General features: G+C 70.9%; 11 protein-coding genes. 7 read left to right on the forward strand and 4 right to left on the reverse strand.

Features of this window, described 5'->3' with window-relative positions:
- Nucleotides 1-227: 227 nt before the first annotated feature.
- Nucleotides 228-1,601 carry an NYN domain-containing protein gene (locus QJS33_RS09765; protein WP_306367569.1) on the reverse strand — a complete coding sequence of 458 codons (1,374 nt, stop codon included), beginning with the start codon at nt 1,599-1,601 and terminating at the stop codon, nt 228-230.
- The gene (locus tag QJS33_RS09770) at nt 1,598-1,879 is read right to left on the reverse strand and encodes a hypothetical protein (protein WP_220559896.1); all 282 of its coding nucleotides are present in this window, start codon (nt 1,877-1,879) and stop codon (nt 1,598-1,600) included. Before QJS33_RS09770 ends, QJS33_RS09765 begins: the two co-directional genes overlap by 4 nt.
- Nucleotides 1,880-2,001: 122 nt before the next feature.
- Here QJS33_RS09770 and QJS33_RS09775 point away from each other — a divergent pair, with 122 nt between their 5' ends.
- Genes QJS33_RS09775 through QJS33_RS09785 form a run of 3 tightly spaced genes read left to right on the forward strand, consistent with a single transcriptional unit; the run spans nt 2,002 to nt 4,803 of the window.
- On the forward strand, nt 2,002-3,732 hold the full coding sequence (locus QJS33_RS09775; RefSeq protein ID WP_306367570.1) for a DEDD exonuclease domain-containing protein: 1,731 nt from the start codon (nt 2,002-2,004) through the stop codon (nt 3,730-3,732).
- Entirely contained in the window at nt 3,710-4,474 is a 765-nt protein-coding gene (locus QJS33_RS09780) for a rhomboid family intramembrane serine protease (protein WP_306367571.1), read from the forward strand. Before QJS33_RS09775 ends, QJS33_RS09780 begins: the two co-directional genes overlap by 23 nt.
- Before the next feature lie 53 nt (nt 4,475-4,527).
- Nucleotides 4,528-4,803, forward strand: coding sequence for an Lrp/AsnC family transcriptional regulator (locus QJS33_RS09785; protein ID WP_306367572.1), 276 nt, complete (start codon nt 4,528-4,530; stop codon nt 4,801-4,803).
- A 284-nt stretch (nt 4,804-5,087) separates the two neighbouring features.
- On the opposite strand, the gene trpD is transcribed toward QJS33_RS09785, so the two are convergent.
- Nucleotides 5,088-6,173 carry an anthranilate phosphoribosyltransferase gene (gene trpD, locus QJS33_RS09790; RefSeq protein ID WP_306367573.1) on the reverse strand — a complete coding sequence of 362 codons (1,086 nt, stop codon included), beginning with the start codon at nt 6,171-6,173 and terminating at the stop codon, nt 5,088-5,090.
- Nucleotides 6,174-6,373: 200 nt separating this feature from the next.
- Complete coding sequence (locus QJS33_RS09795; protein ID WP_306367574.1) at nt 6,374-6,811, reverse strand: hypothetical protein; 438 nt, start codon at nt 6,809-6,811, stop codon at nt 6,374-6,376.
- A gap of 554 nt (nt 6,812-7,365) precedes the next feature.
- Here QJS33_RS09795 and QJS33_RS09800 point away from each other — a divergent pair.
- The 4 genes from QJS33_RS09800 (at nt 7,366) to QJS33_RS09815 (ending at nt 11,670) form a co-directional block, all read left to right on the forward strand.
- Nucleotides 7,366-7,920: a heme-copper oxidase subunit III gene (locus QJS33_RS09800; protein ID WP_372339625.1), complete on the forward strand. Its 555-nt coding sequence runs from the start codon at nt 7,366-7,368 to the stop codon at nt 7,918-7,920.
- Nucleotides 7,921-8,015: 95 nt separating this feature from the next.
- On the forward strand, nt 8,016-8,909 hold the full coding sequence (locus tag QJS33_RS09805; protein ID WP_306367575.1) for a cytochrome c: 894 nt from the start codon (nt 8,016-8,018) through the stop codon (nt 8,907-8,909).
- Nucleotides 8,902-10,017 (forward strand): ubiquinol-cytochrome c reductase iron-sulfur subunit, encoded by a 1,116-nt coding sequence (locus tag QJS33_RS09810; protein WP_306367576.1) that lies wholly within the window; start codon nt 8,902-8,904, stop codon nt 10,015-10,017. The genes QJS33_RS09805 and QJS33_RS09810 overlap by 8 nt, the downstream gene beginning before the upstream one ends.
- 3 nt (nt 10,018-10,020) lie before the next feature.
- Nucleotides 10,021-11,670: a cytochrome bc complex cytochrome b subunit gene (locus tag QJS33_RS09815; protein WP_306367577.1), complete on the forward strand. Its 1,650-nt coding sequence runs from the start codon at nt 10,021-10,023 to the stop codon at nt 11,668-11,670.
- Nucleotides 11,671-12,424 lie beyond the last annotated feature (754 nt).

The following is a 12,424-nucleotide window of genomic DNA, read 5'->3' on the forward strand; positions in this document are numbered from 1 at the left end:
GGGGAGACACGTACAGGGGGAGCGCCCGCGTCCGGGACACGGGCACCGGGTGTGAGTGTGCGGGACCCACCGGGGGCACAAGGGTGGCGTTCTATCCGGTAGAGCACTCACGTTCCCGCTAGAACCTAGCGGACCGCACGGCACGGCTCAACCACACGGCCGAACACATGGCGAGGATCTCAGGGGGACGCGGAAGCGGGTGCGGTGCCCCGGGCACCGCACCCGCTTCACCCGTGCGACTCCAACCTGCGCAGGAAGATGGGCGAGGAGATCGCCCGCGCCCCGGCCCGGCGCACCGCGCCCACGATCTCCCGGTCGGAGGTGACCACGGCGATCGGCCTGCCGGGCGGTTCGGCCCGCACCAGGCGCACGATCAGCTCGTCCGCCGTCTCCCCGGGCGCGCTGAACAGCAGTCGCACCCGGCGGGTCTGCGCCACCGCCGGCGGGGCGTCCACGTCGGCCCCGTCGAAGACACAGGTGATCTCCGCCTTGGTCCGGCTGGCCAGCCCCTCCAGGGAGGACAGCAGCCGGGTGCGCTGGTCGGCCAGCGGCAGGGTCCCGTAGCCCGTCTTGGTGACGTTGTAGCCGTCCACCAGCAGGTGCACGCGCGGCACCGTCAGCAGGTGTTCGAGCAGGCCGGGGTCGTCGTCGGGCAGCCCGCCCAGCGAGACCCGGCGGCGCTCGTCCGCCTCGGCCGCCACCAGGTCGGCGGGGGAGTCCACCGCGGCCGGCAGCGCGAGCTCGCGGCGCAGCCCGTGGGAGGCGTCGACCAGAACGTCCAGCAGGACGCGCAGTCGCGCCTCGTCGGCGTTGCGGCCCGCGCGCACGGCCCGCCGGGCGTTCTCCACCTGCGCCTCGGCCGCCGACAGCCTGGACTTCAGCCGCCGGTTCTCCGACTCCAGGGCACCGACCCGGCCGGTGGCCTCCGCGGCGCGCTCGTCGGCCCGGAGCGCCACCTGCTCGGCGCGGGCCGTCGCCTCCCGGGCGCGGCGCCGCTCGGTGTGCACCTTCTGGCGCAGCTCCGAGATCTCGGCCTTGTGCTCCTTGATCAGGGCGCGCAGCCGGTCCGTCTCGGCCCTGTGCTCCTCGCGGGCCTGGGCCAGGCGGTGGTTCACCTCCTCCAGGGCCTCGGCGGCCTCGTCGGCCTCCTTGGCCCCGGCCTCCCGGTCCAGTTCGCTGTGGACGCCCTCGACGATGTCGACCCACCCCGGTGGGCGCAGCAGGTACGCGCAGGCCCCCACCGCCACGGGGTCGGCGGCCGGGGGCACCACGCCCGAGCGCAGCCCCTCGGCCAGTTCGGGCCACACCTGCTCGACCCGTTCGGCCACCAGGGTCCGAAACGCCGGGTCGGTCTCCAACTGGGCGGCGATTTGCGGCCCCGCCAGCCGGGCCCGGCGGCGCGGCTCGAACTTGGCCACCCGCCGCAGCGGGGCGGGCAGTTCGGCGGCGCGCATGCCGCCCAGCACGTCGGACCCGTAGTCGATGACCCGGGAGCGCACGGCCTCGGGCAGCGGGCGCGGCAGCCGTTCCCCGTCCTCCCCGTTGCCGTGCTCGGGTGCCGCCCCGTTCCCGGAGTCACCGGCCTCCGGGCGGGTGCTCATGCCCGACCCGTCGGGCTCTCCGCCGAAGTGTCGGAGACCGACCGGTCGGCGTCGGGGCGGGCGATGGTCTCGATGCGGTCCGTGGCCCCGCACCAGCGGCACTTCACCTGCTCGATCGTCTCGGACAGGACGGTGCGCTCCTCCACCCGCCCCTCACCGGACAGGTCCAGGTGCACGAAGTCCTGGGAGCGGACCGTGCGCGTCACGTCGAACCGCGTGAGGTTGCCGCATCCGGTGCACCGCCACCGCTCATTGTCACCCGGCATCGCGATCCCCACGGTTCCTCCTCTTGATCGGGTAAGCGGGGGCTTTACGCCCCATCACCCACATCTTTCCACGTCGGGTGGCCCGGACCGGAGGGCGGCCGTGTTCGGTCGTCGGCTCCGATTAACCTGACCGGGTGGTTCGACGGTCCGCGACGCCCACGGGCGACCAACTCGACATCGGTGACATCGGCACTCCGCTGGGCGCCGTGTCCTTCGTCGTGCTGGACCTGGAGACGACCGGTACCAGCGCCACGAACTCCCGGATCACCGAGATCGGAGCGGTGCGGGTGCGCGGCGGACGGGTGGAGGAGGAGTTCACCGCACTCGTGGACCCGGGTGTGGTCATCCCCGCCGAGATCACCCTGCTGACCGGCATCACCCAGTCCATGGTGGCCACCGCCCCGCCCCTGGAGGAGGTGCTGCCCCGGGTGCTCGCCTTCCTCACCGCGCGGGAGCACACCGCCCTGGTCGCCCACAACGCCCCCTTCGACGTCGGGTTCCTCAAGGCGGCCTGCGAGCGCCACGGCGCGGTCTGGCCGGACCCGCCGGTGGTGGACACCCTGCGCCTGGCCCGCGCCGTCCTGCCCCACGGGCAGACCCGCAACCACCGGCTGGGCACCCTGGCCGCGTTCTTCGGCTCGCCGGTCACCCCCAACCACCGGGCCCTGGACGACGCCCGCGCCACCGTCACCGTCCTCACCGGGCTCATCGACCGCCTCACCCCGCTGGGGGTGGGCAGCCTGGAGGAGCTGCGCGCGGTCACCAAACCGCCCACCAAGGCCCAGCGCGCCAAACGGCACCTGGCCGAGGGGCTGCCCGAACGCCCCGGGGTGTACGTGTTCACCGACGCGCGCGGCGCCGACCTGTACGTGGGCAAGAGCAACAACCTGCGCCGCCGGGTCGCCTCCTACTTCACCGCCGCCGAGAACCGGCAGCGCATCCGGGAGATGGCCGGGGTGGTGGCGGGTGTCACCCCCATCGTGTGCGCCACCGACCTGGAGGCGTCGGTGCGCGAGCTGCGCATCATCGCCGAGCGCAAACCCCCCTACAACCGGCGCTCGCGCAACCCCGAGCGGGTCCGCTGGGTCACCCTGACCGCCGAGGCCTACCCCCGCCTGTCGGTCGTGACCACCGTCAAGGCCGACGGCGCGCCCTACATCGGCCCCTACGCCTCGGCCAACGAGGCCGAGCGGGCCAGGGAGGCGCTGCTGCACGCCCTACCGCTGCGCCAGTGCGCGCACCGGCTCACCCCCGGCGGCACAGACGGGGTCGCCCCCTGCGTGCTCGCCCAGATGGGCCGCTGCGGCGCGCCCTGCGACGGCACCGAGCCCCTGGACGCCTACCTGGAGCACGCCGCGGCCGCCCGCACCGCCATGACCGGCGACCCCGACGCCGTCGTGGCCGCCCACACCGACCGCATCGCCGAACTCTCCGCCGCCCTGCGCTATGAGGAGGCCGCCGCGCTGCGGGACCGGCTCGCCGCGTTCCTGCGCGGCGCCCGCCGCGCCCAGCGCATGGCCGCCCTCGCCGCCGTCCCCCACCTGGTCGCCACCCGGCGCGGCCCCACCGGTTGGGACACCTGCGTGGTCCGCCACGGGCGGCTGGCCGCCAGCGCCGTGCTGGAACCCGGAACCGACCCCGCGGCGTTCCTGCGCGCCCTGGCCGCCACCGCCGAGACCGTCGAACCGGCCGTCGCCCCGCAGTCCGCCGCACTGCCCGGCGAGACCGAGCTGATCCTGGCCTGGTTGGAGGACCCCGCCACCCGCCTGGTGGAGATCGACGGGGAGTGGACATGCCCGCTGCGGGCGGCCGAGGCGCACCCGGAGATGACACACTGGGCGCATGGCCGCGCTACCGCTCAATGACGACCACCCCGTCCGCCGCGCCCCCGTCGTCGCCTACCTGCTGATCGCGGCCAACGTCCTGGCCTACCTGATGTCGCCGCAGGCGACCACGGCGGTCTGGTACCCGTCCGACATGGTGGAGCGGTTCTGCTCCATCCAGGACTACTTCATGCGCTGGGGCGCGGTCCCCGCCGAGATGTTCGGGCACACCGCCCTGGCCGACCCGGTCGTCCCCCAGTGCGGGGGCATCGAGGGCAAGCAGGTGTGGCTGTCGGTGTTCGCCTCCATGTTCGTCCACTCCGGCGCCGCCCACCTGGTGGGCAACATGGTCTACCTGTTCGTGTTCGGGCCGGTGGTGGAGGACCGGATCGGACGGCTGCGGTTCCTGGTGCTGTACGTGGTCACCGGCCTGGCCGCCGCCTACGGGTTCGCCCTGGGCGACCCGCAGGGCATGATCCCCATGGTCGGCGCCTCCGGTGCGATCTCCGGAGTGCTCGGCGCCTACCTGGTCGTGCAGTTCCGCAGCCGGGTCACCACCCTGGTGTTCGGGGTGGTCCCCATGCGCCTGCCCGGGTGGGCGCTGGTGGGCAGCTACTTCGTCCTTCAGTATCTTCTCTACGTCACCACATCGAACGCCCCCGGTGCGGGCTCCGGCGTCGCCTACGCGGCGCACGTCTACGGATTCGTGGCCGGGGTGATCGTGGGATGGGTGGTCTACCGGCTGCGATGGCGCTCCGGGACGCGGCTCTCCGACGTCTACTAGCCGTGCGCGGCCCATCGGACCTCCGCCCGCGCCGACACCGCCCAGGAGGCACAGTGATCACCGCGATCGTCATGATCAAGGCCGACGTCCACCGCATCCCCGAGGTCGCCGAGGCCATCGCCGAGATCGACGGGGTGAGCGAGGTCTACTCGGTCACCGGCGGGGTCGACCTCATCGCCATGGTGCGGGTACGCCGCCACGAGGACCTGGCCGAGGTCATCCCCGGGCGGGTCAACAAGGTGCCCGGCGTGATCTCCTCCGACACGCACATCTCCTTCCAGACCTACTCCAAGCACGACCTGGAGTCGGCCTTCGCCATCGGCTGGTAGCCGCACGCGAGGGGGCGGGCACCGTGCGGTGCCCGCCCCCTATGCGCTTCTCGGGGCCCGGGAGGGCGGGAGCCTTCGGTCCTGTGCGGCCGTCCTCGTTCCTCGGGTGTCCGCTACGGGCCTCCAGAACCCCGCCGGCGCCTCGCGTGCTTCTCGGGGCCTCCGTTTCGCTTCGGCCCGTGCTCGGTGCCCCGGGGGCGGGAGCCTTCGGCCCTGCGCGGCCGTCCTCGTTCCTCGGGCGTCCGCTACGGGCCTCCAGACCCCCGCCGGCGCCTCGCGTGCGGTCAGAGGTCCTTGGCGAACTCCTGGCTGGTCTCCACCCAAGTCGCCAGGGTCCGCTCGGCGGCACCGCTGTCGACCGCGGCCTCGGCGCGTTCGTACCCGGCGCGGACCGCGTCCACCAGCGCCCCGTCGATCCCGTCGACGGCCGCCAGCGCCGCGCCCGCGTTCAACAGGACGGCGTCGCGCACCGGACCCTCCCGACCCGCCAGCAGGTCGCGCACCGCACGGGCGTTGAACTCCACGTCGCCGCCGCGCAGCGCGTCCGGCTCCGACCGCGCGATGCCCAGGTCGGCCGGGTCCAGTGTTTCGCGCCGGGCCGCTCCGTCACGCACCACCCACACCGTCGAGGTGGTCGCGGTGGTCAGCTCGTCCAGGCCGTCGTCGCCGCGGAACACCAGCGCCGACACGCCCCGCTCGGCGAACACACCGGCGATGACCTCGCACATGCGCGCGTCGAACACACCGATCGCCGACGCCGTCGGCCGGGCCGGGTTGGTGAGCGGGCCCAGGAAGTTGAACACCGTCGGCACCGCCAGCTCACGGCGCGGCTTGGCCGCGAACCGCAGCGACGGGTGGAACAGCGGGGCGAAGCAGAAGGTGATGCCCGCCTCCAGCGCGGTCCGGGCCGTCAGCTCCGGCGGCAGGTCCAGGACCACGCCCAGCCGCTCCAGCACGTCCGCCGTCCCGCAGGAGGAGGACGCGGCGCGGTTGCCGTGCTTGACCACGCGGGCCCCGGCCGCCGCGGCGACGATCGCCGCCATCGTCGACACGTTCACCGTGTGCGCCCGGTCGCCGCCGGTGCCGACGATGTCCAGGGTGGGGCCGGGCACCTCGATGCGGACCGCGTTGTCGAGCATGCCCCGGGCCAGGCCGGTCACCTCCGACACGCCCTCGCCCTTGGCGCGCAGCGCGATCGCGAACCCCGCGATCTGGGCGTCGGTCGCCGAGCCCGACATGATCTCGCCCATCGCCCACGCCGTGTCGGCGGAGCTGAGGGTGGTCCCGCCCAGCAGGGCGGTGATGAGGTTGGCCCAGGTCCGCTCGGTGACGGCGGAATTCTCTCGGGGCCCGGCGGCGGGAACGTTCATTTTTCGACTCCAGGGTGACAAGGGCATGGGGCCGCACGAACGCGGCGCGGTGGGACCGCGCCGCGGCTCGTCTCAGTGCAGCGGGGGACGGGAGAGTGCGCCGCCACGCCATCGCCCGGTGTCGGCGCCGTGGTTCAGGGCCCCGCCCACCACGCGGCGACGGCGCATGTTCCCCTCGCCGTCGTCACTCGCCACGGAGGTCACCCGCTGAGCGCGGTGAGCCGGCGGCGCATCAGCTCCGCCAGCGAACCGGCCAGCGCGACCGGGTCGATCGGGTGGCTGACCACCTGCTCCGCCTGCGACCAGGTCGCCAGCCAGCCGTCGTCGCGCCGGCCCACCAGCAGCAGCACCGGCGGGCACCGGTAGATCTCGTCCTTGACCTGGCGGCACAGGCCCATGCCGCCGACGGGGGAGGCCTCACCGTCGAAGATCGCCACGTCGATGCGCTCGGCGGGGTCGGTCGACTCCAGCCTGCGCAGCACCATCGGCGCCGTCGCGCACTCGACGATCTCCACCCTGGGCACGTCCGCGGCCGGGCGGCGGCCGATCGCCAGGCGCACCTGCTCGCGGGTGTCGGCCTTGTCGCTGTAGACCAGCACGCGCATCCGGGCACCCGTGTCCGTACCGCTGTCCACCATCGCGCAACCGTCCCATCGCTTCGGACCAGGGCCGCCGCCGTGGGGGGTGCGGCCGAGGCGTTCGTAGGCTGTGTGCCTCTGACTCTATTGCCTTGGGGTCCCGGTGCCCAGGAGTTCCGGATCCGCCGGTGCGGGGCTGAGACCTTCGACACCACAGGATGCCAGTACCTCCCCGGGGTGCGCTAACCGGCCCCGGGGCGGGCGTTGTGCAACGGTGATCGTTTCGTTGCCCCGCCGTTGGGCGAAGGGGATTCAAGGGGCATTCAGGGGGGTACGAATCGCCTTTGGCGTCCAAGGTTCCCGTTCGCGGCCGGACGCGGGCGCGTCGGAGGGGCGCCGACGCGGGCCGGGGCGGTACAGTAACGCCCGAGTCACGGTGCAGGCCCTGCCCCCGGGCCCCGAGACGGTCGATACCGGTACCGATCCGCCGCCTTACGGGGGGTCGAGTACGGACCTTCGCGAGATGCCGTAATAATGCTCCCGTGGCGACAGCAACCGCGAACCCAAAAACAGCACCGACACCAGCCCATGGTGCGGCAAAGCGTCCTGACCTGGTGAGCGTTGGAACCATCGTTTGGTTGGCCAACGAGCTCATGTTCTTCGCTGCGCTGTTCGCGATGTACTTCACCATCCGATCGGTGATCAACGGCAACCCCGACCTGGGGGCCTGGCCCGACACGCACCTCAACGTGCCGTGGGCCTCCACGATCACCGTGGTCCTCGTGGCTTCCAGCTTCACCGCTCAGGCAGGCGTCTGGGCCGCCGAGCGCGGTGACGTGAAGAAGCTGCGCATGTGGTTCTTCATCACGTTCTTCATGGGCCTGTTCTTCGTTCTGGGACAGGCGTACGAGTACTACGAACTCATCGCGCACGAGGGCCTGACCCTCCAGTCCAGTCCCTACGGGTCGATGTTCTACCTGACCACGGGCTTCCACGGACTCCACGTCATCGGTGGTCTGATCGCGTTCCTCATCATGCTGGGACGCACGTACGCAGCGAAGCGCTTCACTCACCAGCAGGCGACCAGTGCGATCGTCGTGTCCTACTACTGGCACTTCGTCGACGTGGTCTGGATCGCTTTGTTCGCAACCATCTACTTCATCCAGTAACCCGAAACGGGGAAACCGTGAAATGGATTACCGCGCGGCGACGGCATCCCCTTGCGGGGTATGTCGTCGTCATCCTCGCGCTAGCCCTGTTCGGGGTGGGGTACGCCGCAGTGGCCCCCACCTCCGACCAGGCGCAGGCGCAGACCCTCGCCGCTGACGTCCAGTCCCCCGAGGACGTGGACGTCGCCGAGGGCAAGACCATCTTCGACCAGACCTGCGCCTCGTGCCACGGTCTGGACGGTTCGGGCGGCGAGTTCGGCCCGGACCTGCGCGATGTCGGTCCTGCGGCGATCGACTTCCAGGTCAGCACCGGCCGCATGCCGTCCATGAACCCGGACGCGCAGATGCCGCGCAAGCCGATGGTCATGACCGAGCAGGAACTGGCCAGCCTGATCGCCTACTACAACGAGTCCATCCGCAACGGCGACAACGGCGCCGACGTCCCGTACGACGTTCCCGACATCGCCCCGGACTTCGCCGACTTCGAGCCGCTCCGCAGCGACTTCGACAGCGAAGAGGACTACCACGAGGCCGTCGAGGAGGCCGAGGCCGAGTACGAGGCCGCCCTCGAAGAGTACGAGGCCGAGTACGACGACTACATCACCGGTGTCGACAACACCGACATGGGGATGCGTCTGTACCTGACCAACTGCGCCCACTGCCACGGCTGGTCCGGCGGCGGCGGCGCGCTCACCGACGGTCGGTGGGCGCCCGAGATCCACGAGTCGACTCCGCGTGAGATCTACGAGGCGATGGTCAGCGGTCCCGGCGCCATGCCCATGTTCAGCGACGGCGTCCTCGTGCCGGAGGAGAAGCAGGAGCTCATCTCCTACGTCAAGACCCTCCAGGCCGAACCGAACGCCGGTGGCATCTTCGACCTCCAGCGGGTCGGCCAGGTCGCCGAAGGCCTGATCGGGTGGGTCGTCGGACTCGCCCTGATCGTCGCCTGCGCGATCTGGATCACCGCGAAGCAGCGTGCCCATGACTGAGAACAACACCAACAGCAACGGTGACGAGACGCCCGAGCGCGTCGTCGGCACCCCCACGGACGACAAGCCCGTCGTGACCGGCGAGCCCCGTCCCGAGGAAGAGCACGCCGGCCCGTACCCGGCGTCGGAGACCCACTTCAACTCGGAAGAGCAGCAGCGGGCCGGCGAGAGGGTCGCCTCCGTCTGGTTCATCCTCGCCTTCCTGGGCGGGATGGGGTTCCTGGTCTCCTACTTCCTCTTCACCCCGGGCCAGATCGCCGACCCGCAACTGGGCCAGTACTCGAACATGCTCCTGGGTGGCACGCTCACCCTCTCCCTGTTCGGCATCGGTGCGGGCATGACGGTGTGGGCCCGCAAGGTGATGCCGCACTACGAGGTCTCCTCGCCCTACGACGAGCTGCCCTCCAGCGACCAGGAGAAGGGGTCCTTCAGCGACTTCTTCATGCAGGGCGCCGACGAGAGCGGGTTCACCAAGCGCCCGCTCATGCGCCGCACCCTCATCCTGGCGATGGTGCCGCTGGGCCTGGCCCCGATCGTGCTGCTGCGCGACACCGGTCCGCTGCCCGGCGACAAGCTGAAGAACACGCCGTGGGAGAACGGCCGCCGCATGTACGTCGAGGGCACGCACCGCTACGTGCGCGCCGAGGACCTGGAGAACGACCCGTACGGGATGATCTCCGCCCTCCCCGCCGTCGACGACGAGCACTACCCGCACGGGATCAGCCTCAACGACTCCGCCAAGTCCGTCATCCTGCTCATCAAGATGCCGGCCGAGGACTGGCAGTCCGGCATGGAGGAGGACATCGAGGTCGACGGGGAGGTGGCCCCGCGTCTGAACTGGACGCACAACGGGATCATCGCCTACTCGAAGATCTGCACCCACGTGGGTTGCCCGGCCGCGCTGTACGAGCGCACGACGCACCGCATCCTGTGCCCGTGCCACCAGTCCACGTTCGACGCGTCGGACGCCGCCAAGGTCGTCTTCGGCCCGGCCCACCGGCCGCTGCCGCAGCTTCCCATCGGCGTCGACGATGAGGGCTACCTCATCGCGCGGGGCGACTTCACCGAGCCGCCCGGTCCGACGTTCTGGGATTACGCGAAGGACTAGTCGATGAGCAAGACCACCCAAGCACCCAAGGCGCTGCGCGGCGTCGGCAACTTCATCGACGACCGCTTCCACGCAGCCAAGATGGGCGAGAAGAACCTGCGCAAGGTCTTCCCGAACCACTGGTCGTTCATGCTGGGCGAGATCGCGCTGTACTCGTTCATCATCCTGCTCGTCACCGGTGTCTTCCTCACGCTCTGGTTCAAGCCGAGCATGATGGAGGTCGTCTACGACGGGCCCTACGAGCGCCTCAACGGCGTCGTCATGTCCGAGGCGTACGCCTCGACGCTGCACATCGACTTCGCGGTCCGCGGCGGGTTCCTGGTCCGCCAGATCCACCACTGGGCCGCGCTGATCTTCGTCGCCTCGCTCGTCGTGCACATGCTCCGCGTGTTCTTCACCGGGGCGTTCCGCAAGCCGCGTGAGATCAACTGGATCATCGGTGTCGTGATCTTCACCCTGGCGATGCTCGAAGGCCTTTTCGGCTACTCGCTGCCGGACGACCTGCCCTCGGGCATGGGCGTCCGCATCCTCCAGGGCGTGATGCTGGCGCTGCCGCTGGTCGGTACGTACATCTCGATGTTCCTGTTCGGCGGGGAGTTCCCCGGCGAGGACATCATCACGCGCCTGTACATGCTGCACGTGCTGGCGATCCCGGCGCTCCTGCTGGGGCTCATCGTCGCGCACTTCATGATCCTGTGGCACCAGAAGCACACCCAGTACCCCGGCCCGGGGAAGACGGACAAGACCGTGGTGGGAACCCCGATGTTCCCCGGCTTCGCGGTCAAGGCCGGCGGGTTCTTCTTCTTCACGTTCGCGGTGACCGCGGGCCTGAGCGCGTTCGTGCAGATCAACCCGATCCACCTGTTCGGGCCCTTCACCCCGACGTCCATCACCTCCGGGCTCCAGCCCGACTGGTACATGGGCTTCATGGAGGGTTCGCTGCGCATCTTCCCGAACTGGTTCGACTTCCAGATCTTCGGCTACGCCGTTCCCATCGGCGTGCTGGTGCCCGGTCTCATCGTTCCGGGCATCATCTTCGGCGGTCTGGGCGCCTGGCCGTTCCTGGAGCAGTGGATCACCGGTGACAAGGAGGCGCACAACGTGGCCGACCGGCCGCGCAACGCCCCGGTCCGCACCGCCGTCGGCGTCGCGGGCATCACGTTCTACGGGATCCTGTGGCTCGCCGGGTCGAACGACATCATCTCGGAGACGTTCTCGATCAGCCTGTACGTGACCACGTACATCTTCCGTGTGCTGGCCATCGTCGGGCCGATCATCGCGTTCATCGTCGCCAAGCGCATCTGCCTGGGCCTACAGCGCCGGGACCGGGAGACCCTGGAGCACGGGTACGAGAGCGGCATCATCCAGCAGCTGCCCAGCGGTGAGTTCATCGAGGTGCACAAGCGCAACTCGGAGGAGACCACGGAGGTCCTGGCCAGCAAGCCGGAGATCACCTCCACGGCCCTCACCGAGCCCGAGACCGACGACAAGGGCGTCAAGAACCCCGAGGCGCGCAAGGCCAAGGGCCGCCTCCGCCGCGCCCTCGCCGAGTGGTACACCAAGGACAACGTGTCCTTGGCCGGAGTGGAGCCGCACAGCGGCCACCACCTCCACCACTCGGACGAGGTCGTGAAGGAGCACGCTTCCCACTGACCCAGGTGAAGCCCCGCAGGGACCCGGCCGTTGGCCGGGTCCCTGCGTTTTACAGGCAGTGCCGACTCCTCCCCGTCCGCCCACAGGGGGTCGTCCACCTGCCCAGAACGCCCGACCACGGCCGGAGGGCGTCGCGAGGTGGTTGCAAGGCCGCGCCGCTCCTCCCAGGCCGGGGGCACGTCTCCTGGGGCGGTGTGGCTTTTGTGCGGGTGTGTTCTTGCGGGTCGTCGCGACGGTCGGTCGGTGTTGGACGGTCATCGTGCCCTGTCGGCACGGTGATCTGGGGTGTTGCCGAAGGCGGTGGCGCACCGGTCCGGCCTGCGCCGCTGAGGCGTGTCCGTGGGAGCGGGGCCGGAAGAGTCGCACCACCCGGCGGGACACCGTCCCGGCCGCCCGCTGAGCGGGGTGGGAGGGCCGCCGAAGGCGGCGGGACACCGACCCGACGAAAGCCGGAGGGGCACGTCTCCTGGGGCGGTGTGGCTTTTGTGCGGGTGTGTTCTTGCGGGTCGTCGCGACGGTCGGTCGGTGTTGGACGGTCATCGTGCCCTGTCGGCACGGTGATCTGGGGTGTTGCCGAAGGCGGTGGCGCACCGGTCCGGTCGGCGCCGCTGAGGCGTGTCCGTGGGAGCGGGGCCGGAAGAGTCGCACCACCCGGCGGGACACCGTCCGCGTGGGCTCGGTCCCGGGGCCGGGCCACGGCCGGGCCATAGCCCAAGGCCCGCCGCGGTTTTCACCCCTGCCCCGGGGCTCCTGC

The organism is Nocardiopsis sp. CC223A (assembly GCF_030766825.1).
GTDB lineage: Bacteria > Actinomycetota > Actinomycetes > Streptosporangiales > Streptosporangiaceae > Nocardiopsis.

Bases quoted from the DNA above. Each gene is read 5' to 3' on its own strand.
- QJS33_RS09815 (WP_306367577.1), top strand. From the start codon at position 10,021: ATGAGCAAGACCACCCAAGCACCCAAGGCGCTGCGCGGCGTCGGCAAC.
- QJS33_RS09810 (WP_306367576.1), top strand. From the start codon at position 8,902: ATGACTGAGAACAACACCAACAGCAACGGTGACGAGACGCCCGAGCGC.
- trpD (WP_306367573.1), bottom strand. From the start codon at position 6,173: ATGAACGTTCCCGCCGCCGGGCCCCGAGAGAATTCCGCCGTCACCGAG.
- QJS33_RS09765 (WP_306367569.1), bottom strand. From the start codon at position 1,601: ATGAGCACCCGCCCGGAGGCCGGTGACTCCGGGAACGGGGCGGCACCC.
- QJS33_RS09795 (WP_306367574.1), bottom strand. From the start codon at position 6,811: ATGGTGGACAGCGGTACGGACACGGGTGCCCGGATGCGCGTGCTGGTC.
- QJS33_RS09780 (WP_306367571.1), top strand. From the start codon at position 3,710: ATGGCCGCGCTACCGCTCAATGACGACCACCCCGTCCGCCGCGCCCCC.